The organism is Streptomyces sp. NPDC044044 (assembly GCF_056434405.1).
In genome coordinates, this window is sequence record NZ_JBWKFG010000003.1 from 1 (window position 1) to 26,488 (window position 26,488).

General features: G+C 70.1%; 28 protein-coding genes and 3 tRNA genes. 23 read left to right on the top strand and 8 right to left on the bottom strand.

Annotated features, from left to right (window positions below; genetic code table 11):
* From AC07AG_RS10855 to AC07AG_RS10870, 4 genes are all read right to left on the bottom strand, one after another.
* Positions 1-1,424: 2-oxoacid:acceptor oxidoreductase family protein (locus AC07AG_RS10855; RefSeq protein WP_478754011.1), on the bottom strand; the 1,424-nt coding region annotated here is incomplete at its 3' end.
* Positions 1,425-1,758: 334 nt separating this feature from the next.
* Positions 1,759-2,418: a LuxR C-terminal-related transcriptional regulator gene (locus AC07AG_RS10860; protein ID WP_478755495.1), complete on the bottom strand. Its 660-nt coding sequence runs from the start codon at positions 2,416-2,418 to the stop codon at positions 1,759-1,761.
* Between the two features lie 226 nt (positions 2,419-2,644).
* Positions 2,645-4,000: a sensor histidine kinase gene (locus AC07AG_RS10865; protein ID WP_478754013.1), complete on the bottom strand. Its 1,356-nt coding sequence runs from the start codon at positions 3,998-4,000 to the stop codon at positions 2,645-2,647.
* Positions 4,001-4,213: 213 nt separating this feature from the next.
* Positions 4,214-5,422 (bottom strand): sensor histidine kinase, encoded by a 1,209-nt coding sequence (locus AC07AG_RS10870; RefSeq protein ID WP_478754015.1) that lies wholly within the window; start codon positions 5,420-5,422, stop codon positions 4,214-4,216.
* A gap of 308 nt (positions 5,423-5,730) precedes the next feature.
* Between AC07AG_RS10870 and AC07AG_RS10875 the strand changes: the two genes are divergently transcribed.
* The 13 genes from AC07AG_RS10875 to AC07AG_RS10935 all read left to right on the top strand — a co-directional run bounded on the left by AC07AG_RS10875 (position 5,731) and on the right by AC07AG_RS10935 (position 17,440).
* Positions 5,731-6,120, top strand: a complete 390-nt coding sequence (locus AC07AG_RS10875; protein ID WP_361182433.1) for an NADH-quinone oxidoreductase subunit A — start codon at positions 5,731-5,733, stop codon at positions 6,118-6,120.
* Positions 6,111-6,779 carry an NADH-quinone oxidoreductase subunit B gene (locus AC07AG_RS10880; RefSeq protein WP_478754017.1) on the top strand — a complete coding sequence of 223 codons (669 nt, stop codon included), beginning with the start codon at positions 6,111-6,113 and terminating at the stop codon, positions 6,777-6,779. Before AC07AG_RS10875 ends, AC07AG_RS10880 begins: the two co-directional genes overlap by 10 nt.
* A complete protein-coding gene (locus tag AC07AG_RS10885) occupies positions 6,776-7,843 on the top strand; it encodes an NADH-quinone oxidoreductase subunit C (protein ID WP_478754019.1) in 1,068 nt (355 codons plus the stop codon). The genes AC07AG_RS10880 and AC07AG_RS10885 overlap by 4 nt, the downstream gene beginning before the upstream one ends.
* Positions 7,840-8,808: a complex I subunit 1/NuoH family protein gene (locus AC07AG_RS10890; protein ID WP_478754021.1), complete on the top strand. Its 969-nt coding sequence runs from the start codon at positions 7,840-7,842 to the stop codon at positions 8,806-8,808. Before AC07AG_RS10885 ends, AC07AG_RS10890 begins: the two co-directional genes overlap by 4 nt.
* The gene (locus tag AC07AG_RS10895; RefSeq protein ID WP_478754023.1) at positions 8,809-9,384 is read left to right on the top strand and encodes a NuoI/complex I 23 kDa subunit family protein; all 576 of its coding nucleotides are present in this window, start codon (positions 8,809-8,811) and stop codon (positions 9,382-9,384) included.
* Positions 9,381-10,040 carry an NADH-quinone oxidoreductase subunit J family protein gene (locus AC07AG_RS10900; RefSeq protein WP_478754025.1) on the top strand — a complete coding sequence of 220 codons (660 nt, stop codon included), beginning with the start codon at positions 9,381-9,383 and terminating at the stop codon, positions 10,038-10,040. Before AC07AG_RS10895 ends, AC07AG_RS10900 begins: the two co-directional genes overlap by 4 nt.
* A complete protein-coding gene (gene nuoK, locus AC07AG_RS10905) occupies positions 10,040-10,468 on the top strand; it encodes an NADH-quinone oxidoreductase subunit NuoK (RefSeq protein WP_478754027.1) in 429 nt (142 codons plus the stop codon). Before AC07AG_RS10900 ends, nuoK begins: the two co-directional genes overlap by 1 nt.
* Positions 10,465-12,459, top strand: coding sequence for an NADH-quinone oxidoreductase subunit 5 family protein (locus AC07AG_RS10910; protein ID WP_478754029.1), 1,995 nt, complete (start codon positions 10,465-10,467; stop codon positions 12,457-12,459). Before nuoK ends, AC07AG_RS10910 begins: the two co-directional genes overlap by 4 nt.
* A gap of 6 nt (positions 12,460-12,465) precedes the next feature.
* On the top strand, positions 12,466-14,079 hold the full coding sequence (locus tag AC07AG_RS10915) for an NADH-quinone oxidoreductase subunit M (RefSeq protein ID WP_478754030.1): 1,614 nt from the start codon (positions 12,466-12,468) through the stop codon (positions 14,077-14,079).
* On the top strand, positions 14,076-15,614 hold the full coding sequence (locus AC07AG_RS10920) for an NADH-quinone oxidoreductase subunit N (protein WP_478754032.1): 1,539 nt from the start codon (positions 14,076-14,078) through the stop codon (positions 15,612-15,614). The genes AC07AG_RS10915 and AC07AG_RS10920 overlap by 4 nt, the downstream gene beginning before the upstream one ends.
* Positions 15,615-15,790: 176 nt before the next feature.
* A complete protein-coding gene (gene htpX / locus AC07AG_RS10925; RefSeq protein ID WP_249588360.1) occupies positions 15,791-16,654 on the top strand; it encodes a zinc metalloprotease HtpX in 864 nt (287 codons plus the stop codon).
* Entirely contained in the window at positions 16,651-17,043 is a 393-nt protein-coding gene (locus AC07AG_RS10930) for a YccF domain-containing protein (protein ID WP_361058738.1), read from the top strand. Before htpX ends, AC07AG_RS10930 begins: the two co-directional genes overlap by 4 nt.
* 130 nt (positions 17,044-17,173) lie before the next feature.
* Entirely contained in the window at positions 17,174-17,440 is a 267-nt protein-coding gene (locus tag AC07AG_RS10935; protein ID WP_249588358.1) for a GlsB/YeaQ/YmgE family stress response membrane protein, read from the top strand.
* Between the two features lie 124 nt (positions 17,441-17,564).
* Here AC07AG_RS10935 and AC07AG_RS10940 read toward each other — a convergent pair whose 3' ends face one another.
* A complete protein-coding gene (locus AC07AG_RS10940) occupies positions 17,565-18,053 on the bottom strand; it encodes a YajQ family cyclic di-GMP-binding protein (protein ID WP_478754034.1) in 489 nt (162 codons plus the stop codon).
* A gap of 201 nt (positions 18,054-18,254) precedes the next feature.
* On the opposite strand from AC07AG_RS10940, the gene AC07AG_RS10945 reads away from it, so the two are divergent.
* Positions 18,255-18,336: transfer RNA gene (locus AC07AG_RS10945), tRNA-Tyr, on the top strand.
* Positions 18,337-18,413: 77 nt separating this feature from the next.
* A complete protein-coding gene (locus tag AC07AG_RS10950) occupies positions 18,414-18,632 on the top strand; it encodes a hypothetical protein (RefSeq protein WP_478755497.1) in 219 nt (72 codons plus the stop codon).
* Between the two features lie 92 nt (positions 18,633-18,724).
* Here the strand turns inward: AC07AG_RS10950 and AC07AG_RS10955 are convergent, their stop codons facing one another.
* From AC07AG_RS10955 to AC07AG_RS10965, 3 genes are all read right to left on the bottom strand, one after another.
* Positions 18,725-19,102 carry a nuclear transport factor 2 family protein gene (locus AC07AG_RS10955; RefSeq protein ID WP_478754036.1) on the bottom strand — a complete coding sequence of 126 codons (378 nt, stop codon included), beginning with the start codon at positions 19,100-19,102 and terminating at the stop codon, positions 18,725-18,727.
* Between the two features lie 87 nt (positions 19,103-19,189).
* Positions 19,190-19,846: an SDR family oxidoreductase gene (locus AC07AG_RS10960; RefSeq protein WP_478754038.1), complete on the bottom strand. Its 657-nt coding sequence runs from the start codon at positions 19,844-19,846 to the stop codon at positions 19,190-19,192.
* A 98-nt stretch (positions 19,847-19,944) separates the two neighbouring features.
* Entirely contained in the window at positions 19,945-21,240 is a 1,296-nt protein-coding gene (locus tag AC07AG_RS10965) for an amidohydrolase family protein (RefSeq protein WP_478754040.1), read from the bottom strand.
* Between the two features lie 365 nt (positions 21,241-21,605).
* On the opposite strand from AC07AG_RS10965, the gene AC07AG_RS10970 reads away from it, so the two are divergent.
* The 8 genes from AC07AG_RS10970 (at position 21,606) to AC07AG_RS11005 (ending at position 26,486) form a co-directional block, all read left to right on the top strand.
* Positions 21,606-21,678 (top strand) — tRNA-Thr (locus AC07AG_RS10970).
* A gap of 47 nt (positions 21,679-21,725) precedes the next feature.
* Positions 21,726-21,798, top strand: a tRNA-Met gene (locus AC07AG_RS10975).
* 91 nt (positions 21,799-21,889) lie between these two features.
* Entirely contained in the window at positions 21,890-22,054 is a 165-nt protein-coding gene (gene rpmG, locus AC07AG_RS10980; RefSeq protein ID WP_004571794.1) for a 50S ribosomal protein L33, read from the top strand.
* Between the two features lie 84 nt (positions 22,055-22,138).
* Positions 22,139-22,603, top strand: coding sequence for an FAS1-like dehydratase domain-containing protein (locus AC07AG_RS10985; RefSeq protein WP_478754042.1), 465 nt, complete (start codon positions 22,139-22,141; stop codon positions 22,601-22,603).
* A gap of 4 nt (positions 22,604-22,607) precedes the next feature.
* Entirely contained in the window at positions 22,608-23,036 is a 429-nt protein-coding gene (locus AC07AG_RS10990) for a MaoC family dehydratase (protein ID WP_478754044.1), read from the top strand.
* A 207-nt stretch (positions 23,037-23,243) separates the two neighbouring features.
* Positions 23,244-23,831: a TetR/AcrR family transcriptional regulator gene (locus AC07AG_RS10995; protein WP_478754046.1), complete on the top strand. Its 588-nt coding sequence runs from the start codon at positions 23,244-23,246 to the stop codon at positions 23,829-23,831.
* Between the two features lie 76 nt (positions 23,832-23,907).
* On the top strand, positions 23,908-25,353 hold the full coding sequence (locus AC07AG_RS11000) for a DHA2 family efflux MFS transporter permease subunit (protein ID WP_478754047.1): 1,446 nt from the start codon (positions 23,908-23,910) through the stop codon (positions 25,351-25,353).
* A complete protein-coding gene (locus AC07AG_RS11005; protein WP_478755499.1) occupies positions 25,350-26,486 on the top strand; it encodes a UDP-N-acetylmuramate dehydrogenase in 1,137 nt (378 codons plus the stop codon). Before AC07AG_RS11000 ends, AC07AG_RS11005 begins: the two co-directional genes overlap by 4 nt.
* Positions 26,487-26,488: the final 2 nt, after the last annotated feature.

Here is a 26,488-nt window from a genome sequence, read left to right on the forward strand (position 1 = left end):
TCACGCTTGTAAGGCCAGAACACCTCACTGCCGTCGTCCTCGGTGTGATTGGTACCCGAGGCGAACTGCACCCGCAGATCCGGCAGTTCATCCGTATCCGGGATACGCCAGGGCTCCGAACCATTGGCCAGATAACCGTCGGAGAGCAGGAACACCGGGGTGCGGTAGCTGACCGCGATGCGGGCCGCCTCGATCGCCGCGTCGAAACAGTCGGCCGGCGTCTTCGGCGCCACGATCGGCACCGGCGCCTCACCATTGCGCCCGAACATCGCCTGCAACAGATCCGCCTGCTCGGTCTTCGTCGGCAACCCCGTACTCGGCCCGCCCCGCTGGATGTCCACCACCAGCAACGGCAGTTCGAGGCTGACCGCCAGCCCGATCGTCTCCGACTTCAGCGCCACCCCCGGCCCCGACGTCGTCGTCACCGCCAGCGAACCACCGAACGCCGCACCCAGCGCCGCACCGATACCCGCGATCTCATCCTCGGCCTGAAACGTCCGCACCCCGAAATTCTTGTGCTTCGACAACTCATGCAGGATGTCGGAAGCCGGAGTGATGGGATACGAACCCAAGTACAGCGGCAGATCCGCCTGCCGGCCCGCCGCGATCAACCCGTACGACAGCGCCAGGTTCCCCGAAATATTGCGATACGTACCCGACGGGAACGCCTCAGAAGCGGGCGCGACCTCATAGGAGACCGCGAAATCCTCCGTCGTCTCCCCGAAATTCCAGCCCGCATGGAACGCCGCGATGTTCGCCTCGGCGATCTCCGGCCTCTTCGCGAACTTCGCCCGCAGGAACTTCTCCGTCCCCTCCGTCGGCCGGTGATACATCCACGACAACAACCCCAAAGCAAACATGTTCTTGCTGCGCCCCGCGTCCTTGCGCGAGAGATCGAACTCCTTCAGCGCCTCCACCGTCAACGTCGTCAACGGCACCGGATGCACGCTGTAACCATCCAGCGAACCATCCTCCAGCGGCGACACCTCATAGCCGACCTTCGCCATCGCCCGCTTGGAGAACTCATCCGTATTGACGATGATCTCCGCCCCACGCGGCACATCGGCAATGTTCGCCTTCAACGCCGCCGGATTCATCGCCACCAGCACATTCGGCGCATCGCCCGGCGTGAGGATGTCATGGTCGGCGAAATGCAACTGAAAGGACGACACCCCCGGCAAAGTCCCCGCAGGAGCACGGATCTCAGCAGGGAAATTCGGCAACGTCGACAGATCGTTCCCGAACGACGCCGTCTCCGAAGTGAACCGGTCACCGGTGAGCTGCATACCGTCACCCGAGTCACCCGCAAAACGGATGATCACCCGATCCAGACGGCGTACATCCTTCTCACCAGCAGGCTTGCGCTGCTCTCCGACGACTGCCCCATCGGCCTGCTCGGCTGGGCTACTGACCTGGCTGGTCACTGAACTGGACCTCCCTCGGGCGGCTGAGCGGGAAGGGCTGGGCGACCGGCCTTCCCAAGGCCCACCCTACGTCTGTAAGGGTCGCCTTCCCGGGGTAGATCGCATGGCGGACGCACTTTTGAGACGCGCATATGCCCCGTTTTGCCATGGTGTGCCTCGCCCCCCGGCCCGACATGGAAGACGCCCCCCGCTCATCCTTTGGTTCTAGGACTGTGCTCCGTACTCGTTCTCCGTGCTCGTTCTCGTGCTCGTTCGCGTGCGCTCGCTCGCGCTTCTTGCTCGTGCGCTTGCGCTTGCTCTCGTCGTAACGAATATCTGACAGGGTGTCAGATTGCTAGGAGTTGAGGTAGGTGAGTACCGCCAGTACGCGCCGGTGGTCCCCGTCGCTCTGGGAGAGCCCCAGCTTCAGGAAGATGTTGCTGACGTGCTTCTCGACGGCGCCGTCACTCACCACCAACTGCCGGGCGACCGCGGAGTTCGTCCGCCCCTCGGCCATCAGACCGAGTACCTCGCGTTCGCGCGGTGTAAGCCCCGCGAGGACGTCCTGCTTGCGGCTGCGGCCGAGCAGCTGCGCCACGACCTCCGGGTCGAGCGCGGTGCCGCCCTGCGCGACACGCACCACCGCGTCCACGAACTCGCGCACCTCGGCGACACGGTCCTTGAGGAGATAGCCGACGCCGCGGCTGGATCCGGCGAGGAGTTCGGTGGCGTACTGCTCCTCGACGTACTGCGAGAGGACGAGTACCCCGAGCCCGGGGAACAGGTGGCGCAGGTGCACCGCGGCCCGCACCCCCTCGTCGGTGTGGGTCGGCGGCATCCGCACGTCGGCGACGACCACGTCGGGCAGCGCGCCCTCCGAGGAGAGTTCGTTGACCGTCTTGATCAGCGCGTCCGCGTCACCCACCCCCGCGACGACGTCGTGCCCACGGTCGGTCAGCAACCGGGTCAGGCCCTCCCTCAGCAGCACTGAATCCTCGGCGATGACGACCCGCACTTTGTCCTCCACGTTCACGGCCCCCCGGCATATTCGATTCTGGTTGTCCCCCGGCACCTCAGTATCGCGCGTGAGAACGCGCGTGAAGGGGCGTTACGGCGTTCGATGGCACGGCAGAACCCATCCGATCACCCCGTGCCGCGGGGTGATCGGATGGGTGGACAGCAGGAGGCTCACGCCGGGCCGGGCAGGATGCCCGCCGCTCGGCCCGGCAGGAGATTCGCCGCTACGCCCGCCAGGGCAGCTCCGCCGTCACCGTCGTGGGCCCGCCCGCAGGCGAATTCACGACCAGGATCCCGTCGACCGCGTCGAGCCGCTCGGCGAGCCCCGCGAGACCGGAGCCGCTGGTCACGTCCGCGCCCCCCGCCCCGTCGTCGGAGACCTGGAGCATCAGCCGGTCCTCGACCTGCCAGACGTCGACCGAGCCACGGGTCGCCCGCGCGTGCTTGCTGATGTTCTGCAGGAGCTCGGAGACCGTGAAGTACGCGATGCCCTCGATGGCGGCGGCGGGCCGCGCGGGCAGGTCCACCTCGACCTGGACCGGGACCGTGCACCGGGCGGCGAGCGAGGAGAGCGCCGCGTCCAGGCCGCGGTCGGTCAGGACCGCCGGGTGGATGCCGCGGGCCAGGTCGCGCAGCTCCTGGAGGGCGACCTTCACCTCGCCGTGCGCCTCGCCCACCATGCGGGCCGCGGCCTCCGGGTCCTCCGTCAGCTTCTCCTTGGCGAGGCCCAGGTCCATGGCGAGCGCCACCAGGCGGGCCTGCGCGCCGTCGTGCAGGTCGCGCTCGATGCGGCGCAGGTCGGCCGCGGCCGTGTCGACGACGACTCCACGGTCCGACTCCAGCTCGACGACGCGCGTCGCCAGGCTCGACGGGCCGAGCAGACCGACGACCATGACGCGGTCGACGGTGGTCAGGGCCCGGATGATCCAGGGCGTGGCCAGCGTGATCAGCAGGCCGGTGAGGGCGGTGACGCCGATCTCGAAGGGGTTGTCCAGGTAGATGCGGTGGCCGTCGTCGCTGTAGAGCTGGATGCCGTCCTGGCCGCCGTACAGCGGGAAGAGCCACTGCCACAGCGGGTACGTGAGCATCGCCCAGCCGTACGTCCAGAAGGCCACCGACACGGTGAAGGAGAAGACCGCCCACGGCATGTGGAGGACGGAGTAGAGGACGTGCCGCCAGGAGACGCCGCTCTTGAGCACGGCGCCCATCCACCCCATCGCGCCGCCGCCCTTGGGCCGCAGCGGCTCCGGGTTCGCCACCTCCACGTCGAGCAGCGCCCGTGCCCGCACCCGCTCAAGGGAGCCGAAGCCGCGGCAGGCGGCGAGCCCGGCGGCGAGCACCGGGATGCCGATGAACGTGATCAGCAGGCCGACGCCGAGCGACAGCATCGTGACCGCGAACGTGAACGTGACGATGCTGATCGGCAGGCTCAGGAGCACATAGCCGAATTCCTTCCAGGCGCGGGCCTCGATCGGCGCGCGCAGCCCGGCGGGGACGCGGGGCCGCCGCTCGTCGAGGTCGGATCCCCGGAACTCCGAACGGTCCATGCGTCCGTACTCCTGTCCGTACTCCGTGGCCATCGGTGTCGTCCGTTTCTGCTCGGTCTGCGGTTCGCGGTTCGCGGTTCGCGCTCTGCGGTTCGCGGTCCACGGTCTGCGGTTCCCGCGGTATCTCCAGAGTGCTGGCCGAGGCTGATCCGGACCATGTGGTGCGTAGGTGTCTTGGACGGGGGGTTTTCCCTACCCCGGACATAGTCCCGGGCATCCCGGACATCATCCCGGGCATCCCGGGCGTCACCCCCGGGCAGCGTCGCCCCGGTCCCGCCACGGCAGTTCCGCCGTGATCGTCGTGGGCCCGCCCTCAGGGGAGTCGATCACGAACAGGCCGTCGACCGCGCCGAGCCGGTCCGCGAGCCCGGCCATGCCCGTGCCCCCGTCCAGACTCGCGCCGCCCCGGCCGTCGTCCCACACCTGGATGAGGAGGCGCTGATCGGCGCGCCACACGTCCACGGACGCCGCACGCGCCCCGCTGTGCTTGCTGACGTTCTGCAGGAGCTCGGAGACCGTGAAGTACGCGCTGCCCTCGATCGCCGCGGCCGGGCGCGACGGCAGATCGGCCGTCACCTTCACCGGGACCGTGCACCGGGCGGCGAGCGAGGACAGCGCCGCGTCCAGGCCGCGGTCGGTCAGGACCGCGGGGTGGATACCGCGGGCGAGGTCGCGCAGCTCCTGGAGAGCCAGCTTCACCTCGCCGTGCGCCTCGTCGACCATCGCCGCCACCGTGTCGTCGGCCTGCCCCTCCAGGAGCTTCTCCTTGGCCAGACCGAGCCCCATGGCGAGCGCCACCAGGCGGGCCTGCGCGCCGTCGTGCAGGTCGCGCTCGATGCGGCGCAGGTCGGCCGCGGCCGTGTCGACGACGACTCCGCGGTCCGACTCCAACTCGACGATGCGCCGCTCCAGTTCGTCGGAGGGCGAGAGAAGTCCGCGCACCATCGCGCGATCGGCGTTGGTCAGTCCGCGCACGATGTAAGGGAGCACCGGCCACAGCACGAAGAGCCCGACCATGCTGACGGTGAACGTCACCACGCCCCAGGGCAGCCGCATGAACGAGTACAGCATCGTGCGCCAGCCGACCGGGTCCTTCAGGCTCGTCCACAGCCAGTTGAAGAAGCCGTGCCCCCGCTGCTTGGGCATCGGACTCGGCTCGTCGATCCGCAGCCCGAGCAGCTTCCGCGCCCGTGCCCGCTCCGACCTGCCGATCAGCCGCGCACCGAGGAGTGCGACCGCGAGCAGCGGCAGGCCGACGACCGTCACGGCGAGACCGCCGCCCGCCGCGAGCGTCACGACCACGTAGACGAAACCGGCCACGCCCAGCGGCAGGTTGGCGAGGAGATGCGCGATCTCCTTCCAGGTCTGCCGGTCGTACGCCGCGAAGCGCGCGGGCGGTGGCGTGGACGTGGACGAGGACGGGGACGGGGACGAGGACATGGTGCTTGCGGTCATACGCGCCAGAGTGCACGGCTTGTCGCCGCGATGCCATGAGGAGGACCGCCCGGACTCCCGGGGGATAACCCCACCGTGCGGTGCGCCCGCGGTGCGCCCGCGGTGCGCCCGCGGTGCACCCGTGGAGCGCCCCCGGTCCACCGCACGGTGGGCCGCCGATGCACTCGCGGTGCCGCATCACGGCCGATCAGTCCTTGCCGATGCGTGACGCTCTGCTTACCTCGTCTTTAGCAGGCCCTAGACTCCCGTGCGTACAGATCGTCGAACAGTGATGAGTGTCAGAGGCGGTCAGGGAGTGAGGGGCTGACGTGCACGTGACGAACGTCGCGGCGAGCTACTACCAGTCGTACTCCGTCGTCGGACTGCTCGCCGTCGTCGGCGTGCTGTTCGTCGCTGTCGCCTTCGGCGCGGGGCGGCTGCTGCGGCCCGTCGTGCCGACACCCGAGAAGCTCCTGACGTACGAGTGCGGCGTCGACCCGGTCGGCGACGGCTGGGCCCACACCCAGGTCCGCTACTACGTCTACGCGTTCCTCTATGTCATCTTCGCCGTCGACTCGATCTTCCTCTTCCCCTGGGCGACGGTATTCGCCGCGCCCGGCTACGGTGCGACGACGCTGGTGGAGATGTTCATCTTCCTCGGCTTCCTGACCGTGGGCCTGCTGTACGCATACAAGAAGGGCGTCCTCACATGGACGTGACCCCGGAGCCCGTGCTCCTGCCCGAGCCGACCCTGCTGCCCACGCCCGAGCCGCAGAAGCTGGGCGTGCTCTCGCGCCTGGCCCCCGAGCCGATGAAGGTGGTCCTCAACTGGGGCCGCCGGTACTCGCTGTGGGTCTTCAACTTCGGCCTCGCCTGTTGCGCCATCGAGTTCATCGCCGCCTCCATGGCCCGGCACGACTTCATCCGGCTCGGCGTGATCCCGTTCGCGCCGGGCCCGCGCCAGGCCGACCTGATGGTGGTGTCGGGCACGGTCACGGACAAGATGGCCCCGGCCGTGAAGCGCCTGTACGAGCAGATGCCCGAGCCCAAGTACGTCATCTCCTTCGGCGCCTGCTCCAACTGCGGCGGTCCGTACTGGGATTCGTACGCGGTGACCAAGGGCGTCGACCAGATCATTCCGGTCGATGTGTACGTGCCCGGCTGCCCGCCCCGTCCCGAAGCGCTGCTCCAGGGCATCCTCAAGCTCCAGGAGAAGATCGCTCGGGAGTCGCTTGCGGAGCGGTACGGCAAGGGCGCCGGCAACGGCGGCGGCAACGGCAATCGGCCTTCGGCGGCGGCTCTGCAGAGCGGACTCGTGAAGCCGCCGACGGCGACGCCCGGGTCCGTGGCATCCGCGACAGAGGAGGGGAAGGCATGACCGGCTGGCTGCCGAGCCCCGTCGAGGAGCTCTTCGGCGCGGAGGCCACGGCGGACGAGTCGTACGACCTCCTGACGGTCGACGTCCCGCCGAGCTCGTGGATCGCGGCGCTCGAAACCGCGCGTACGACCCTGACCTGCACCTATTTCGACTGGCTGAGCGCCGTCGACGAACCGGGCACGGGCTTTCTCGTCTCGGCGCACGTCGTCGCCCTCTCTCCGGTACGCCGCCTCCTCATCCGTACGACCGTCCCGCACGAGGCCCCGGTCCTGCCGACCGCGGTCGACGTCTACGCGGGCGCGGCGTGGCACGAGCGCGAGACGCACGAGATGTTCGGCGTCGCTTTCGAAGGCCACCCGCACCTGGTGCCGCTGCTTCTGCCGGACACCTTCGAAGGCCATCCCCTGCGCAAGGACTTCGTCCTGGCGGCGCGGGTCGCGAAGGCGTGGCCCGGTGCGAAGGAGCCGGGGGAGTCGGAGCACGGCGGTCCCAAGCGCCGCCAGATGCTGCCTCCCGGCGTACCCGACCCGAACGAATGGGGCCCCCTGAAGGGCCAACTCCCCGCGGCCCCGGCCCGCCCGGCCCGCGGCGCCGCCCGCGCGGCAGGCGACCGCCCGGTCCGCAGGGCACGCACGGCGGGCGAGGGCTCGGCGAGCCAGGCGGCAGCGGGTCCGGCCGCCGCGGGTCAGGCCGCCGAAGGTCAGGCCGAGGGTGCGCAGCCCGAGGCGCCGACTCCGCGCCGGGCGCGCAGCGTGAGCCAGGGCTCGGCATCCCAGCGAACGGCGGCGGAGACACCGCCGAAGCCCGAACCGGAGCCTGAGTCGAAGCCCGAACCGAAGCCCGAACCGAAGCCTGAGCCAGAGGCCGCTTCGGCACCTCAGGCGAAGCCCGAGAAGCCCGCGGCCAGTTCCGACGCCCCGTGGCACCAGGCCCGCCCGGCGTTCGAGGACACCAAGAAGCCCGCCGACACCGCCGAAGGCAACGGCCCCGACGGCCCTGAAGACAACGGCCCCGCAGCCAACGACCACCCCGAAGACAACGACCGGCCAGGAGGCACGGAGTGACCGACGTGCTCGACGTCGCCCTGCGTCTCCTCATCGTCTTCGCCGTCTTCCTCGTCCTGCCCCTGGTCATCGGCCAGACCGAGCACAAGGTGATGGCCCACATGCAGGGCCGCCTCGGCCCCATGTACGCGGGCGGTTTCCACGGCTGGGCCCAGCTCGTCGCCGACGGAGTCAAGTTCGCGCAGAAGGAAGACGTCGTACCGGCAGACGCCGACCGCCGCATCTTCCAGCTCGCCCCCGCCGTCGCCCTGCTGCCCTACCTCCTCGTCCTGGTGGCCATCCCCATCGGCCCGAGCGAAGGCGCCGTCGGCCAACTCGTCGACGCCGGCATCTTCTTCGTGCTCGCGGTCATGGGCGTCGGCGCACTCGGCTCGCTCATGGCGGGCTGGGCGAGCGCCAACAAGTTCTCCCTCCTCGGCGGCCTGCGCACCGCCGCCCAGCTCCTCGCGTACGAACTCCCGATGCTGCTCGCCGCGGCCTCGGTCGCGATGGCGGCGGGGACGGTGTCGCTGCCCGGCATCCTCAACGCCTTCGAGTGGTGGTGGCTGCCCTGGCAGATCGTCGGCGCCCTCGTCTTCTTCGTCGCGGGCCTCGCCGAACTCCAGCGCCCGCCCTTCGACATGCCGGTCGCCGACTCGGAGATCATCTTCGGTGCGTACACCGAGTACACGGGCCTGCGCTTCGCCCTCTTCCTCCTCGCCGAGTACGCCGGAATCGTCGTCCTCTGCGGCCTCACCACCGTCCTCTTCCTCGGCGGCTGGCACGGCCCCTGGGGCGCCGACGGCCTCGGCTGGGTCTGGACCCTCCTCAAGACGGGCGTGCTCGCCTTCCTCGTGATCTGGTTGCGCGTCAGCTACCCCCGTCTCCGCGAGGACCAGCTCCAGAAGCTCTCCTGGACCCTCCTCGTCCCGCTCGCCCTCGCGCAGATCGCGCTCACCGGAATCGTGAAGGTGGCGATCAACTAAATGCCTCCGATCCCTGGCAGCGGCCTGGCCAAGGGCCTCGCCGTCACCCTCCGCACGATGACGAAGAAGACCGTCACCGAGCAGTACCCGGAGCACCAGCCCGAACTCCCGCCCCGCACCCGGGGCGTCATCGGGCTCTTCGAGGAGAACTGCACGGTCTGCATGCTCTGCGCCCGTGAGTGCCCGGACTGGTGCATCTACATCGACTCCCACAAGGAGACGGTCCCGCCGGCCGTCGAGGGCGGCCGCGAGCGCAGCCGCAACGTCCTCGACCGCTTCGCCATCGACTTCTCCCTCTGCATGTACTGCGGCATCTGCATCGAGGTCTGCCCCTTCGACGCACTGTTCTGGTCCCCGGAGTTCGAGTACGCCGAGACCGACATCCACGAACTCACCCACGAGCGCGACAAGCTCCGCGACTGGATGTGGACGGTCCCGGCCCCGCCGGCCCTGGACCCCGCGGCCGAGGACCCCAAGGAGATCGTCACCGCCCGCAAGACGGCGGAGAAGCTGGCCGCGGCTCAGGAAGCGGCGTCCACATCGGACACGCCGACCGGACCGGAGGGAGACGCGTGACCCTCGCCCTCGCAGCAACAGCGACCGCCCCTCTGGCCCCTCTGGCGGCCAACGCCCCCCAGGGCTTCCTCTCCCCGACGGGAGTGGAGATCGCCTTCCTCCTGGTCGGCCTCGTCACCCTCGGCTCGGCGATCGTCACCGTCACCACCAAGCAGCTGGTGCACGCCGCCCTGTGGCTGGTGGCGACGCTCGGCGGCCTGGCCGTCGAGTACCTCCTGCTCACCGCCGAGTTCATCGCCTGGGTACAGGTCCTCATCTACGTCGGCTCCGTCGTCGTCCTCCTCCTCTTCGGTCTGATGCTGACGCGGGCCCCCATCGGCCGCTCCCCGGACGCCGATTCGGGCAACCGCCCGGTCGCGCTCGCGGTGGCCGTCCTCGCGGCGGCCGCCCTGGTCTGGGTCGTCGTCGACGCCTTCCGGACGACCTGGATCGACCTCGACCGCGCCGCCGACGAGGCCCAGGGCTCCACCGCCGTGACCGGAAAGTTCCTCTTCCAGCACTGGGTGCTGCCCTTCGAGGCCCTCTCGGTCCTGCTCCTCGCCGCTCTGGTCGGCGCGATCGTCCTCTCCCGCAGGAACGCCCGCATGACCCGCCTGAACGGCGCCCCCGGCGACAGCCCCACGACCGGTGCCCCCAGCGACAAGGAGCAGCGCTGATGCACCTCGCCTATCCCGCCGTCCTGGCCGTCCTCCTCTTCTGCGTAGGCCTGTACGGAGTCCTCGCACGCCGCAACGCGATCCTGGTCCTGATGTCCGTCGAGCTGATGCTCAACGCCGTCAACCTCAACCTGGTCGCCTTCGACGTCTGGCTCCGCGACGCCCTCCACTCCGGCCAGGCCCTGACCCTCTTCACCATCGCCATCGCCGCGGCGGAGATCGGCATCGGCCTCGCGATCGTCCTGGCGGTCTACCGCAACCGCGGCTCCTCCGCCGTCGACGAACTCCGCGACACCGCCGAGGGCCCCGACGACCCCGACGACGACACCGAGGGCGCCACAGCCGACGAGCCCGGCGACGAAGACCCCGCCTCAGCACAGAAGACGCAGAAGACACAGAAGACGCAGAAGGCTGAGGCCACCGCGTGACCACGACCACCCTCGCCGTACTCGTCCCCCTCCTGCCGTTCCTCGGCGCGGTCGCAGGCCTGCTGCTCGGCCGCACCGTCCCCGGTCTCGTACGCCCCCTCGCGGTGCTGCCCACCCTGGTGGCGCTGGTCATCGCCGTCCTGGTCGCGGCCCGCCACGGCGGCGGCGCCGACATCGACTCCGCCACCGAGCTCACCCCGACCGGCTCGGTCCCCATCGAACTCGCCCTGCACATCGACGGCTTCGCCGCCCTGGTCGCCGTCCTGGTCGGCGTCGTCGCCTCCTGCGTGCAGATCTACTCGACGGGCTACCTGCGCGACGACCCGCGCTACCCCTCGTACGCCGCTCTCGTCTCCCTCTTCACCTCCGCGATGCTGCTCGTCGTCTACTCCGGCGACCTGATGGTGCTCCTGGTCGGCTGGGAGATCATGGGCATCTGCTCGTACTTCCTCGTCGGCCACTACTGGGAGACGCCCGAAGCCCGCGCCGCCTCCCTCAAGGCCTTCCTGGTCACCAAGCTCGGCGACGTCCCCTTCCTGATCGGCCTGTTCGCGCTCGCCGTCGACGCCGGGTCGTTCCGCATCACGACGATCCTCGCGAAGGTCGCCGACGGCGGCCTCGACCACCCGACGCTGATCGCCCTGCTGCTCCTGGCCGGTGTGGCGGGCAAGTCCGCGCAGTTCCCGCTGCACACCTGGCTGCCCGACGCGATGGCGGGCCCGACCCCCGTCTCCGCGCTCATCCACGCCGCGACGATGGTCGCCGCCGGTGTCTACTTCGTGGCCCGGCTCCTCCCGGTCTTCGCCGCCTCGTCGGCAGCCCTGGTCGTCCTCGCCGTCATGGCCGCCGTCACGATGGCGGGATCGGCCCTGGCCGCGCTCGCCCAGGACGACATCAAACGCGTCCTCGCCTACTCGACGATCGGCCAGCTCGGCTATCTCACCGGCGCCCTCGCCGTCGGCGACCGCGGTGCCGCCGTCTTCCACCTCCTCTCGCACGGCGCCTTCAAGGCGCTCCTCTTCCTCGGCGCGGGCGTGATCATCCACGCCGCCGGCACCAACTCCCTCGCCGCGATGTCCCGCATGAAGGGCCTGCGCGACCGGGTCCCCGACGCCTTCTGGACGATGACCGTGGCGCTCCTCGCGCTCGCCGCGATCCCGCCCTTCAGCGGCTTCTTCTCCAAGGAAGCCGTCCTGGGCGCCGCCGAGCACGCGGCCACCGGACACTCCGAGACCGCCCCCACCGCGGCGGGCTGGATCGTCCTCGTCGCCGGTCTCGTCACCGCCCTCCTCACCGCGGCCTACGCGACGCGCCTGTGGCTCCTCGCCTTCAACGGCCAGGGCCCCGCGGCCCCCGACCACGGCCGCCAGCCCGTCACGATGACCGCCGTGCTCTGGGTGCTCGCCGTGCCCTCACTCGCCTTCGGCCTCACCGTCGGCGTCCTGCCGGACTGGTTCGACGGCCACTCGCTCACCCCGACCCTCACCACCTCCGTCCTCGGCACGGGACTCGCCCTCGTCGGCGGGCTCGTCACGTACGGAGCGTGGCGGCACACCACCGCGCTCGCCGTCCGCCACCCGATGGGCGCGGTCGCCGTCGACTCGGGAGCCGACGGGGGCCTGGTCGAGGCAGAGGCCATCGCCTCGCACGAACCCGCCTACGGGGACGTGGCCGCCGCCCACGACCCGGCCGACCCCGGCCGCCTCCTGCTCGGCCCGCTGCACCGGCACGCCGCAGTCGGCTTCCACCTCGACGCCCTCTACGCCGCGCTGTTCGTGCGCCCCGTCCAGGCCGCCGCGCGCCTCGTCCGGTTCCTCGACCGCGAGGTCGTCGACACGTACGTACGCGGCGCGGGCACCGCACCCCGCTGGCTCGGCGCGGCCGTCCGCCGCGCGCAGACCGGCAATGTGCAGACCTACCTGAGCGCGCTGCTCGCAGGCACCGTCGTCCTGGCTGTCGCCGCCGTCCTCGTCGCCACCGTCGGAGCGTGAGCAGCCGTGATCGATATCAGTGAATCCGTGATGCAGCTTCTTCTGGCGTTGATCGTGGTCGGCCCGCTCATCGGTGCCGTGGCCGCCCTGCTCCCGGCCCCGCCCGGACTGAAGGGGAAGTCGCCCGACCAGGCGGTGCTGCGCCACGGCGTGGTCGTGACCGGCGTGATCCTCATCGCGGCGATCACCCTCGCGCTCGGCTTCGACCATGACCACCCGTCAAAGATGCAAGCCACGACCGATATCAGCTGGATCCCCGCACTCGACGTGCGCATCCACCTCGGCATCGACGGCATCTCGCTCCCCCTCCTGGTCCTGACCGCGCTGCTGACCTTCCTCTGCGCGCTGTACTCCTACTTCAAGCTGCAACATGAGCGGCTGACGCCGCGGGCGACGGGCCCGTCTCCCAAGGCATTTGTGGCACTGATCCTCGTGCTCGAGTCCGGCACCCTCGCGACCTTCGCCGTCCTCGATCTGCTGCTGTTCTTCCTGGCGTTCGAGATGGTCCTCATCCCGATGTACTTCCTCATCGCCCGCTGGGGCGGCGCCCAACGCACGCAAGCGGCTTGGAAGTTCATCCTCTACACGCTGCTCGGCTCCGTCGTGATGCTGCTCGGTCTCCTCCTCATCGGCCTCAAGTCCGGCACATTCGACATGGTGGCACTCGCCACTGACAACGGCCGGGGCCTGACCACATCCGTGCAGGTCATCGCCGTTCTGGCGATCGGGATCGGGCTCGCGGTCAAGACGCCGATGTGGCCGCTGCACAGCTGGCTGCCGGACGCGCACACCGCCGCGCCCACCGTCGGCTCGGTCCTGCTGGCCGGTGTGATGCTGAAGATGGGCACGTACGGCTTCGTCCGGATCCTGCTGCCGGTCGCGCCGGACGGGATGCGGGAGTTCGCGCCGTACCTCGCGGCCTTCGCGGTCGTCGGGATCATCTACGGCTCGCTCGCCTGCCTCGCCCTCGCCAAGCAGGGCGCGAAGGGCGACCTCAAGCGCCTCATCGCGTACTCGTCCGTGGGCCACATGGGCTTCGTCCTGCTCGGCATCTCGACGATGAGCCCGACCGGCGTGAACGGCGCGCTGTTCGCCAACATCGCGCACGGCCTCATCACCGGCCTGCTGTTCTTCCTCGTCGGCGCGCTCAAGGACCGCACCGGCACCAGCGACCTCGACACCCTCGCGCAGGAATCGGGCGCCGCGCTCTACGGCAAGGCCCCGCGCCTTGGCGGCCTCCTCGCCTTCGGCGCCGTCGCCTCGCTCGGTCTGCCGGGCCTTGCCGGGTTCTGGGGCGAAATGCTCGCCCTGTTCGGCGCGTTCAAGCCCGCCGACGACCTCAGCCGCCCCGCCTTCCTCACCTTCATGGCGATCGCCGCCTTCGGCACCCTGCTCACCGCCGCGTACATGCTCATCGTCGTACGCCGCGTCTGCATGGGCCCGATGCCCCAGGGGGCCGCCACGACCGATTCCCCGGCGCTCGCCGACGTCCAGGGCTATGAGTTCGCCGCCTGGACCCCGCTCGTCGTCCTCACCGTCCTCGCCGGACTCTGGCCCGCCGCTCTGCTCGGCCTCACCGACCCGGCCGTGCAGCAGCTCCTCTCAGGAGGCAAGTCGTGACCGTGGCCGCCGAAGGCGCCGCCGGCGTCGTCCAGTCCGTCGACTGGCTCGCGATCGCTCCGCCCACCATCGCGGCCGTCGTCGGTCTCCTCGTGCTCGTCGCCGACCTCTTCGTGGGCGACAAGAAGAAGGCGCTGCTCGGCTGGATCTCCGTGGCGGGCCTCGCCGTCGCCGCGCTCTCCCTGCTGCCGATCCTGAACGACGACCGCTCGACGTTCTGCCTGACCGGTGGCGCGGACGCCTGCAGCTACACCGCCGACCGCTTCACGCTCGTCATCCAACTGCTCGTCCTCGGCGGCGCCCTGCTGGCCGCGCTGCTCTCGATGAGCGCGCTCAAGGACGCGAACGGCACGGAGAAGGAACTCCCCGAAGGGGAGTTCTGGTTCCTGCTGCTCTCCTCCGCCGCGGGTGCCGCGCTGCTGCCCGCATCGCGTGACCTGGCGACCCTGATCGTCGCCCTCGAAGTCGCCTCGCTGCCCGCCTTCGCGCTCGTGGGCCTGCGGCACGGCGACAAGCGCTCCTCCGAAGCGGCCCTGAAGTTCTTCCTCTCCTCCGTCACCGCGACCGCCGTGACGCTGATGGGCGTCAGCTTCGTGTACGCCGCGACCGGCACGCTGCACCTCACGGAGATCGCCGAAGAGCTCCGGCACGTCGACGGACAGCTGGACACGCTCGCCCAGACCGGCGTCGCCCTCACCCTCGTCGGCTTCGCCTTCAAGGTGGCCGCCGTGCCCTTCCACTTCTGGGTGCCCGACACCTACGTAGGCGCCCCGTTGCCGGTGGCGGCCTACCTCTCCGTGGTCGGCAAGGCGGTCGGCTTCACCGGCCTGATCCTTGTCACCGTCGTCGCCTTCCCCTCGTACGCGGACGTGTGGGGCCCCGCACTGGCCGTGCTCGCCGCCCTCACCATGACCGCGGGCAATGTGGCGGCGCTGCGCCAGCAGTCCACGCGCGCGTACAGCGCGGTCCGGCTGCTCGCCTGGTCCTCGGTCGGTCAGGCGGGATACCTCCTGGTGCCGATCGCCGCCGCCGGATACGCCGACAACCCCGCCGAGGCCGAAAAGGCCATCGGCTCCACCGTCGCGTACGCCCTGATGTACGCGGCCGTGAACCTCGGAGCCTTCGCCGTCGCCGCGCTCGTCGGCCGCACCCAGCGCCTGAACCGCGTCAGCGACTACCGCGGCCTGTACGCGAGGAGCCCCCTCGCGGCCCTGGTGCTCGGCTTCTTCCTGCTCTGCCTGGCGGGCCTGCCGCCGGGCATCATCGGCCTGTTCGCGAAGGTCACCGTCTTCTCGGCGGCCGTCGACGCGGGCCTGGGCTGGCTCACCGTGGTGATGGCCGTGAACGTGGTGATCGCCCTCTTCTACTACCTCCAGTGGACCGCGCTGCTGTTCCGCGCCCCCGAGGGCGAGCCGGTCAAGCACCGCGTCCCCGCGCCCCTGACGGCGGCCATCGCCCTGACCGCGGTCCTCGGCATCGCGCTCTCCGGAGCGCCGCAGCTCGTCCTGAGGTTCTCCGACACCGGCCTCTTCTGACGGGTTCCCCTTCTCCACAGGGCCGCTCGGGCATCACCCGAGCGGCCCACATCGCTCCTGTGCGCACAAGGGAACTAGTGCTCCCCGCCTGGCGTTGACCAGTACGGGAGGGTCCACTGAAGAGTGGAAGCACCAGTAGACAGAGGGTTCCCCCACGCACCACAGGAGGGCGTACCGTGCACCGCCGGCACAACGGGCTGAAGACCGCCGTACTCCTCGGGGGACTGTCCGCTCTCATCCTCGTCATCGGCAGTTTCTTCGGACGTACAGGCCTGATCGTCGCGCTCTTCGTGGCGCTCGGCACCAACGCGTACGCGTACTGGAACAGCGACAAGCTCGCCCTGCGCGCCATGCGCGCGCGCCCGGTGAGCGAATTCGAGGCACCCGAGCTGTACCGCATGGTCCGCGAGCTCTCGACCCAGGCCCGCCAGCCCATGCCCCGCCTCTACATCTCACCCACCGAGGCACCGAACGCGTTCGCGACGGGCCGCAATCCGCGCAACGCGGCGGTGTGCTGCACCGACGGCATCCTGCGCCTCCTGGACGAGCGCGAGCTGCGCGGCGTCATCGGCCACGAGCTCAGCCACGTCTACAACCGCGACATCCTGATCTCGTCGGTCGCCGGCGCACTCGCCTCGGTGATCATGTTCCTGGTCAACTTCGCCTGGCTGATCCCGATCGGCAGGTCGAACGACAACGAAGGCCCCGGCATCTTCGGCATGCTCCTGATCATGCTCCTGGGACCGCTGGCCGCCTCCGTCATCCAACTCGCGATCAGCCGCTCCAGGGAGTACGAGGCCGACGCGTCCGGCGCGCAGCTGACGGGGGACCCACTGGCCCTCGCGAGCGCCCTGCGTAAGCTCGACGCGGGCACCAAGCAGCTTCCGCTGCCGCCCGAGCCTCGCCTCGAGACGGCAAGTCACATGATGATTGCGAACCCTTTCCGTCCGGGGCAGGGCATGTCCAAGATGTTCTCCACGCACCCGCCGATGGCGGAGCGCATCGCCCGGCTCGAGCAGATGGCAGGTCGCCACCAGTGAAGACAATCCTCAACGTCATTTGGCTCGTCCTGTGCGGCTTCTGGATGTTCCTTGGCTATCTCGTCGCGGGGCTGATCCTGTGCATCACGATCATCGGCATCCCGTTCGGCCTCGCCAGCTTCCGGATCGGCCGCTATGCCCTGTGGCCCTTCGGCTACACGACAGTTGAGCGCCGCGACGCGGGCGCGCCGTCCTGCGTCGGCAACGTCCTGTGGCTGGTCCTGGCGGGCTGGTGGCTTGCGCTCGGCCACATCGTCACCGGCTTCCTCCTGTGCGTCACGATCATCGGCATCCCGCTGGGCGTCGCCAACTTCAAGCTGATCCCGGTGTCGTTGATGCCGCTCGGCCGCGAAATCGTGCGCACGGACCAGCCGTTCGCGCAGCGCTAGCGCGCCGGCCGGGCCGCGGTGCGGCCCGGTAAGCGTGTGTCATACACCGCACCGAGCCGATCACCGCAACCGCGCCCCGCCCCTGTGACGTCTTCAAGGGGGACAGCACAACGAGGGGCAGGTACACCGCATGGGCATCATCAGCTGGATCGTTCTGGGGCTGCTCGCCGGTGCCGTGGCCAAGGTCCTGCTGCCGGGCCGCGACCCGGGCGGCTTCATCGGCACGACCGTCATCGGCATCGCAGGCGCCTTCATCGGCGGCTGGTACTCCGCGCGCTATCTCGACCGCCCGATAGCCAACGACTTCTACGACGGCCCGACCTGGGTGGCGGCGATCGGCGGCTCACTCGCCCTGCTCGTCGTCTACCGCATCTTCTTCGGCCACTCGCGCCGCTGAGGCCACACGCGCGCCTCGCGGCGGCAATCCCCCGATCTGCGGCCAGCAGCAAGGGCGGGCACCCGGATCCGGGTGCCCGCCCTTCGGCTTCGTGCGACGAGAAGTCACCAGTACTTACTGGCGACTACCGGTAGTTCGCGAACTGCACGTCGAAATCGAAGTCCTGCCCCTTGATCAGCGCCTGCACGGCCTGCAGGTCGTCGCGGCTCTTCGAGCTGACCCGCAGCTCGTCGCCCTGGACCTGCGCCTTGACGCCCTTGGGGCCCTCATCGCGGATGATCTTGGCGACCTTCTTCGCGTTCTCCTGCGAGATGCCCTCTTCGATCGTGGCGAAGATCTTGTACTCCTTGCCGGAAAGCTGCGGCTCGCCCGCGTCCAGCGACTTGAGCGAGATGCCGCGCTTGATCAGCTTGGACTGGAAGATGTCGAGGATCGCCTTGACCCGCTCCTCGCCGTTCGCCTCCATCAGGATCTTCTCGCCGGACCAGGCGATCGATGCACCCGTGCCCTTGAAGTCGTAGCGCTGCGAGATCTCCTTGGCGGCCTGGTTGAGGGCGTTGTCGACCTCCTGCCGCTCGACCTTCGAGACGATGTCGAAACTGGAGTCGGCCATGTCCTGTGGCTCCTTGTATCGGGGTCTGCGTACTCAGCTGGTGCACGGCCTTCGGTCCCTGGCCGCATCCGCAAAGCCTAGCCACCGCCCCCGCGCCGGGTACTGATCAATCGGGTGGCGAAGCACCCCTGTGCATCAGGTATCGTTTACGTCGTTGCCACGGAGCGCCGCGCAAAGCGAACGATTCCAGGCAGCGACCCAGGCGGTGTGCCCGAGCGGCCAAAGGGAGCAGACTGTAAATCTGCCGGCTCAGCCTTCCCAGGTTCGAATCCTGGCGCCGCCACACGAAGGAGACCCTCTCCGGTCTTGCGGAAACGCGAGTCGGAGGGGGTCTTTTCGTACGCTGAGGCCATGTCGTCCATGCCGTCCTCATCGCGCCGCAGGAACTGTCCCGAGTGCCGCCGGGAAATCGCCGTCGTCGGTGGCCGGTTCGCCCGTCACGATCCGCCGGGCCAGCGCGGCAGCGGCGACCTCGTCTCCTGTCCGGGCTCGCGCAGGCAGGCCCTGCTGGGCGCCGCACAGCCCGCTCTGGACGGCTACACGGTCCCGGACTTCCCCGGCCAGCTCCCGCTGTTCTGAGGCGCTCTCGGGGCCCTCCAGGGCGTTCTGGGGCAGCGATGGGGCTGCGATAGGGCATCTGTGGGGCAGCGATGGGGCATCCGTGGGGCGGGCTACGGCTGCCGTACGTCCATCCGGCTCACCAGGCCGTCGTCGCGGAACGTGTAGACGTGCTCGACCGTCGTCGGTGCCCAGTGGTCGCCCGTCCCGTCCCGCAGCCCTGGCCGCACGGTCGCCACGACCCGCCGTCCGTCGTCGTCGAGCCGCAGCCGCTCCAGATGCACCAGGGGGTGCATCACCGCGAACTGCCGTGCCCAGTAGGCGCGGACAGCCGGGATCCCGCGGGCGCGCGTGTTGTCCAGGAGGTTCGGCCAGTCCACGTCGGGTGCCAGGGAGCGGGGGATGAACGCGTCGCGCTCTTCGGTACTGAAGACGGCGTACATCTGCCGCAGCAGAGCTTCGTGCGCGGCGGGCACATCGGCGGCGGGCATGGTGTTCCTCACGTAGGCGGTGCTTACAGCCAAGCACCGCCCCGCGCGCGGGACATCCCTCAGGAGGCCGACTTCGCCGTACGGACTTCAGTTCCCCGCAACGGACTTGACCGCCACGGACACCGGTGTGGAGCCGCTGACCAGCTCCAGCGTCAGGCCGGCCGTCGCCGACGAGTCGACGAGTTCCGCGAGCACCGCGGCCACGTCGTCACGCGGGATCGGCCCGCGTCCGGTCGAGGCCTCCAGGCGCACGAGTCCGGTGCCCGCGTCGTCCGTCAGCATGCCGGGGCGCAGGATCGTCCAGTCCAGGGCCTTGCGGCCGCGTACGGACGCGTCGGCCTCGCCCTTGGCCCGCAGATAGGCGTCGAAGATCTCGTCGCCCTGGTGCGCGGGATCCGCGCCCATCGACGACACGACCACATAGCGCCGCACTCCGGCGCGCTCCGCGGCGTCCGCGAAGAGCACGGCGGCGTCGCGGTCCACGGTGTTCTTGCGGTCGGCCCCGCTGCCGGGCCCCGCGCCCGCGGCGAAGACGGCCGCGTCCGCGCCCTCCAGAAGCCCGGCGACCTCGTCGACGGACGCCGACTCCAGGTCGCACAGCGCGGCTTCGGCACCCGCGTCCCGCAGATCGGCTTCCTGCCCGCTTCTGCGGACGAGCCCGACGACCTCGTCACCCCGCGCGGCGAGCAACCGCTCGAGCCGCAGCGCGATCTGACCATGACCTCCAGCGATGACAATGCGCATGCCTCCGACCGTACGGCAGCCCCCGCAAGATCGCCCCGCGCACGCGGGGGCGCGTCAGGAGCCGCCGCCCGCCCTCAAGCCCTTCTTCGAGCCCGCCCTCACGACGGTTCCGCGCCCTTCGACCGCCCAGGGCCGCCCTTCTGCGAGCGACCCTGCCGTGGCAGGTCGAGCGCCACGGCGGCAGCCGAATCGCAGTACTCCCGCACCGCGCTCGTCCGTGCCACCACGCGCCCCCGGTGCACCACAATGCGGCTGTACGCGAGCGAGAGCGCCCCCGCGAGATGGTCGCCGCGCACCGCGAGCAGTTCGGCGGGGAAGCCCGCCTCCACCCGCACCTGGGGAAGCCCCATCGCGGCCCGCGCCGCCGAGCTCACCGCGCCGTACGCGTCCTCGGGGCGCAGCCCGCACCGCGAGGCCAGCAGATAGGCGGCCTCCAGCGGATCCCCGCGCCCCACGGGGTTCGACACGTCCCGCATGGCCCCGCTGCCCGCGGCCACCCGCACCCCGGCCGCCCGCAGCAGCCGGACCGGCGCCACGGCGCCCCGCCGGTCCACGCTTCCGCACCCGCCCTGCGGCAGGCACACCACCGTCACTCCGGCCGCCGCCAGCTGTTCCGCGGTCCGCGCGGCCACGTCCGACGGCAGCCGCCCGAGCCCGCCGCACGGCCCGATCGTCACCCCCGGCCGCAGCCCGCCCGCCATCGCGGCGAGCCGCCCGAGCCGCGCCGGATCGCTGCCGTCCGTGTGCAGGTCGACGGGGCAGCCGTGCTCGGCGGCGACTTCGAGCACCGCCTCCACGTACCCGGTCGGATCGGGGTCCAGGTCGGGGCAGCCGCCCACCACGGAGGCGCCCATCTTCACCGCGTCCCGCAGCATCGCGAGCCCGTCGGCGCCGGCGGCCCCGGTCAGCAGGCGCGGCACCGCCACCGTCGTCAGGTCGACCAGGCCGCGCAGCGAACGCCGCGCCTGGAGCACCGCCTCCATCGACGTGAGCCCCGGGACGTCACCGATCCGCACGTGCGAGCGCAGCGCCGTCGCGCCGTGCCCGAGCTGGAGCAGGGCGGACTCTGTGGTCCGGCGCTGGACATCGGCGAGTTCGTACGAGACGGGGCCCTCGGCGTCGGCGGAGAGCGCCGTGTCGCTGTGTGCGTGCGGTTCGGCGGCGGCCGGCAGCAGGAGATAGCCGCTGAGGTCCACGCGCGAGGCGTTGGCCGTCAGGCTGCCCGCCGTGCCGACCGCTTCGATGCGCCCGGAGCCGAGCCGCACGTCCACGGTCCTGCCGTCGGTCAGCCGGGCGCCGCTCAGGAGCAGCGCGGAGGCGTCGGCGTCATCACCTGAGGAGCCGGAAGAGCCTGAGGAGCCGGAGGAGTGGGGCTGCGGCTGGCTGTCGGGCATCGCGCTCCTGAGGTTCGGGGGCGGCTGCGGGGCGTGGCGTCGTCCGGCACCGAAGTGTCCGGAACCAAGGCGTCCAAGATCACGCAGCGTGGGTCGAGCCTAGGGCGACGACCGGCCCTCTTCGAGGAGGAGCGAAATAGTCGTACCGGCGTGGTGCGGGCCTTCGGAGAGGTGTGGTGCGGGGCTCTGAACGGGAGTGGCGGGAGGGGTCGAACCGGTGTGGCGGGAGGGGCCGAACCGGTGTGGCGCGTGGCACCGAAGTGACGTGGTGAGGCGCCCGGGACGCCTGCCGAGATGCCCCTGGACAGCCCCGGCGAAACGGATTTGGGCGATCGGCGACCAACCGTGTAATGTCTTCATCGCTCGCCCCAATAGCTCAGTCGGTAGAGCGTCTCCATGGTAAGGAGAAGGTCTACGGTTCGATTCCGTATTGGGGCTCTGATGTCGAGTGATCCTCGCCCTCGGGCGAGGGGATCCGGCATCGCAGCGGTGTAGCTCAGTCGGTAGAGCAAGCGGCTCATAATCGCTGTGTCACCGGTTCAAGTCCGGTCACCGCTACTCAATTGGTAGCCGATTGTGGGGTCGGACCTTCGATCGGCTACTCTTTTTTTGCGTTCATCCGTCCATCCGTCCGTCAAGGAGCACTCACGTGGCTGCCACAGACGTCCGCCCGAAGATCACGCTGGCCTGCGTGGAGTGCAAGGAGCGGAACTACATCACCAAGAAGAACCGGCGTAACGACCCGGACCGTCTTGAGATGAAGAAGCACTGCCCGCGCTGCAACGCGCACACTGCGCACCGCGAAACGCGCTAGATACAGGCTCGTACACGAGGCCGTCCCCGATTTCTGGGGGCGGCCTCGCGTCGTTTACCCATACCTGCAGGAGGTACCGAGTCCATGGCGCTCGACCAGTCCTTCGTGGGGCGGTCCTACCCGCCCACCGATCCCTATGAGGTCGGCCGGGAGAAGATCCGTGAGTTCGCCGAGGCGGTGGGCGACGCCAACCCCGCGTACACCGACGCGGAGGCCGCCAAGGCGTTCGGGCACCCCGATGTGATCGCCCCGCCGACTTTTGTGTTCGCCATCTCGTTCAAGGCCGCGGGCCTGGTCATCGAGGACCCGCAGCTGGGGCTCGACTACAGCCGCGTCGTGCACGGCGACCAGAAGTTCGCGTACACCCGCCCGGTGCGTGCGGGGGACCGGCTCACGGTCACCTCGACCATCGAGGCCATCAAGTCGCTGGCGGGCAACGACATCCTGGACATCCGCGGTGAGGTCCACGACGAGGCGGGCGAGCACGTCGTCACCGCCTGGACCAAGCTCGTCGCGCGTGCGGCGGAGCCCGCGGCAGAGGGAGCGTGAGTCGATGACCGCCAAGATTTCGTACGACAGCGTCGAGGTCGGCACCGAGCTGACGCCCCAGAGTTTTCCTGTGACGCGCGCCACGCTGGTGCGGTACGCGGGCGCCTCCGGTGACTTCAACCCGATCCACTGGAACGAGAAGTTCGCGGTGGAGGTCGGCCTTCCCGACGTCATCGCGCACGGCATGTTCACCATGGCCGAGGCGATCCGCGTGGTGACGGACTGGGTCGGCGACCCGGCCGCCGTCGTCGAGTACGGCGTGCGCTTCACCAAGCCTGTCGTGGTCCCGAACGACGACAAGGGGGCGCTGATCGAGGTCAGTGCCAAGGTCGCCGTGAAGCTCGACGACAACCGGGTCCGGGTGGACCTGGTGGCGATGAGCGGGGACCAGAAGGTCCTTGGCATGTCCCGCGCCGTGGTCCAGCTCGCCTGACCTTCGCGCGCAGGAAGTGAGTAAGGGGCATCCGCCATGGGCGGGTGCCCCTTACTCGTGCCTCTTCTTGTGCGCGCTCGCCACCTCTTCGCCTGCGCGCTCGCTACCCCTGCGCCCACGTGCTCGCCACCTCTTCGCCTTCGCGCTCGCCACCCCTTCGTCGCGGGTCTCTTGACGTTGGTAGTGATTGGCCACTAATTTTGTTGCATGGTCAGGATGAGCGCAGAGGAGCGACGCGAGAGCGTCATCCGCGCGGCGATGATCGAGTTCGCCCGCGGTGGCTACAACGGCACGTCCACCGAGGTGATCGCCAAGCGGGTGGGCGTCTCGCAGCCGTATCTCTTCCGCCTCTTCCCGGGGAAGCAGGCGATCTTCCTCGCCGCGTCCACGCGCTGCTGCCGGGAGGTCACCGAGGTCTTCAGGAAGTCGTCCGAGGGCCTTGCGGGGGATGAGGCCCTGCAAGCCATGGGCGAGGCCTATCAGGCTCTCATCGCCGACGACCCCGACATGCTGCTCATGCAGATGCAGATGTACGTCGCCGTGGCCTCCGCGGAGGCGTCCGGTGACCGGGAGTTCGGCGAGGCGCTGCGAGCCGGCTGGATGGAGATGTACGACACGGTCCGCCTCGCGCTGGGGTCGGACGTCGGCGAAGCGACGCAGTTCCTCGCCGACGGGATGCTGATCAACGTCCTGGTGTCGATGGGGTTCAAGCCCGAACACCGGGTGTGGGCCGGTCTCTGCGATTCGCCGCAGCCCGAGAAGTCGCAGCCCGAGAAGTCGCAGCCCACGAAGTGAGCCGTGCGGGTCAGAGGGGTGCGTCTTTTTGCGCCCACGAAAGTTAGTCATCAATAACTAACCACAGGGGAAAGCAATGTCACAGCAGACAGCACGGCGCGGGGAAGCGGCCTGGACCCTCGCCATCACCAGCGTCGCCGGATTCATGGCGGCCCTCGACAATCTCGTCGTCACCACCGCCCTGCCCGCGATCCGCGAGGACTTCGGGGGAGCGCTGCACGACCTCGAATGGACGGTGAGCGCCTACACCCTCACGTTCGCCGTGCTGCTGATGTTCGGCGCGGCCCTGGGCGACCGCTTCGGGCGCCGCAAGCTCTTCGTCGTCGGCCTCGCGATCTTCACCGGAGCCTCCGCCGCCGCGGCCCTCGCGCCCGGCATCGAGGCGCTCGTCGCCGCCCGCGCGGTCCAGGGCGTCGGCGCCGCGATCATGATGCCGCTGACGCTGACCCTGCTGACGGCGGCCGTTCCGGTGGCCAAGCGCGGGATGGTGTACGGGATATGGGGCGCGGTCAACGGTCTCGCGGTGGCCAGCGGCCCGCTCATCGGCGGCAGCCTCACCGAACACGTGTCCTGGCAGTGGATCTTCTGGCTGAACGTCCCGCTCGGCCTCGCCGTGCTGCCGCTCGCCCGGCTGCGCCTCTCGGAGTCGTACGGCACGGGCGCACCGCTCGACGTCACCGGCACCGTGCTGGCCAGCGGCGGGCTCTTCGGCATCGTGTACGCGCTGATCCGCGGCAACATCGACGGCTGGACCAGTGCGACCGTCCTCATCGGTCTGATCGGCGGCGGCGTGCTCCTGGCGCTCTTCGTGCGCCACGGCATCCGCAGCGAGAACCCGATGCTGCCGATGCGGCTCTTCCGCAGCCGTGCGTTCACCGCGATCAACACCGCGACCATGATGATGTTCGTCGGGATGTTCGGCGCGATCTTCCTGCTCAGCCAGTTCCTGCAGACCGTCCTCGGCTACTCGCCCACCGAGGCGGGCCTGCGGATGCTCCCCTGGACCGGCATGCCGATGATCGTCTCTCCCGTCGCGGCCTATCTCGCCGACCGGTTCGGCGGCCGCCCCGTCGTCACCGCGGGCCTCGCGCTCCAGGCCGTCGGCCTCGCCTGGTTCGCGGTCATCGTGGAACCCGGAGTGTCGTACGCCGCCCAGCTGCCCGCCCTGATCATCAGCGGGATCGGCATGGCCCTGTACTTCGCCCCCGCCGCGAACCTGGCGATGTCCAGCGTCCGCCCGTCCGAGCAGGGCATCGCGTCCGGCGCCAACAACGCCCTGCGGGAGGTCGGCGGCGCCCTCGGCATCGCGATCCTCGCCTCGGTCTTCTCCGCCCAGGGCGGCTACGGCCCCGCCCAGCACTTCGTGGACGGCCTCGCGCCCGCGCTCTGGGTCGGCGCCGCGCTGGTCGGTGTGGGCGCGGTGGCGGCCGCGCTGCTCCCGGGGCGGACCGTGACCGAGCAGCAGGCCGGTGCCGTACCGGCAGCGGCCGAGACCGAGGCGCGCACCCGCGCCGGCGTCTGAACCGGTTCCGCCCCTCTCGCCCCCACGGTCCGTGGCCCCGCCCGAGCGGCGGGGCCACGGACCGTACCCTTGAGCACGTGCAGGAACTCCACGATGCCCCCCTCGCCCCGCTGACCACCTTCCGGCTCGGCGGTCCCGCGGCCCGTCTGATCACCGCGACGACCGACGCCGAGGTGATCACCGCCGTCCGCGAAGCCGACGAATCCGGGACCCCGCTGCTGCTCATCGGCGGCGGCTCGAACCTCGTCATCGGAGACAAGGGCTTCGACGGCACCGCACTGCGCATCGCCACGAAGGGCTTCGAACTCGACGGGACGAAGCTGGAGTTGGCCGCCGGTGAGGTGTGGACCGACGCGGTGGCCCGCGTCGTGGACGCCGGTCTCGCGGGCATCGAGTGCCTCGCCGGGATCCCCGGCTCCGCGGGTGCGACGCCGATCCAGAACGTGGGGGCGTACGGCCAGGAGGTCTCGTCGACCATCACCGAAGTGATCGCGTACGACAGGAAGACGCACGAGACGGTCTCCGTCACGAACGCCGAGTGCGACTTCTCGTACCGCCACAGCCGTTTCAAGGCCGACCCCGACCGCTTCGTGGTGCTGCGCGTCCGCTTCGAGCTCGAGGACGCCCAGGGGATGAGCGCCCCCCTCAAGTACCCGGAGACGGCCCGCGCCCTCGGCGTGAACGCGGGCGACCGGGTCCCGGCGGCCGTCGCCCGCGAGACCGTCCTGAAGCTGCGGGCGGGCAAGGGCATGGTGCTCGACCCCGAGGACCACGACAGCTGGTCGGCCGGGTCCTTCTTCACCAACCCGATCCTCACGGAGGACGAGTTCGCCGCCTTCCACGCGCGCGTGGCGGACCGTCTCGGCCCGGACGTGGCGCCCCCCGCCTTCCCGACGGACGACGGCCGCGTGAAGACCTCCGCCGCCTGGCTCATCGACAAGGCGGGCTTCACCAAGGGCTACGGAGAGGGCCGGGCCCGCATCTCCACCAAGCACACCCTCGCGCTCACCAACCGCGGCGGCGCGACCACGGAGGACCTGCTGGCCCTCGCCCGTGAGGTCGTCGCCGGGGTGCGGGACGCCTTCGGGGTCACGCTGGTCAACGAGCCGGTGACGGTGGGCGTCAGCCTCTGACG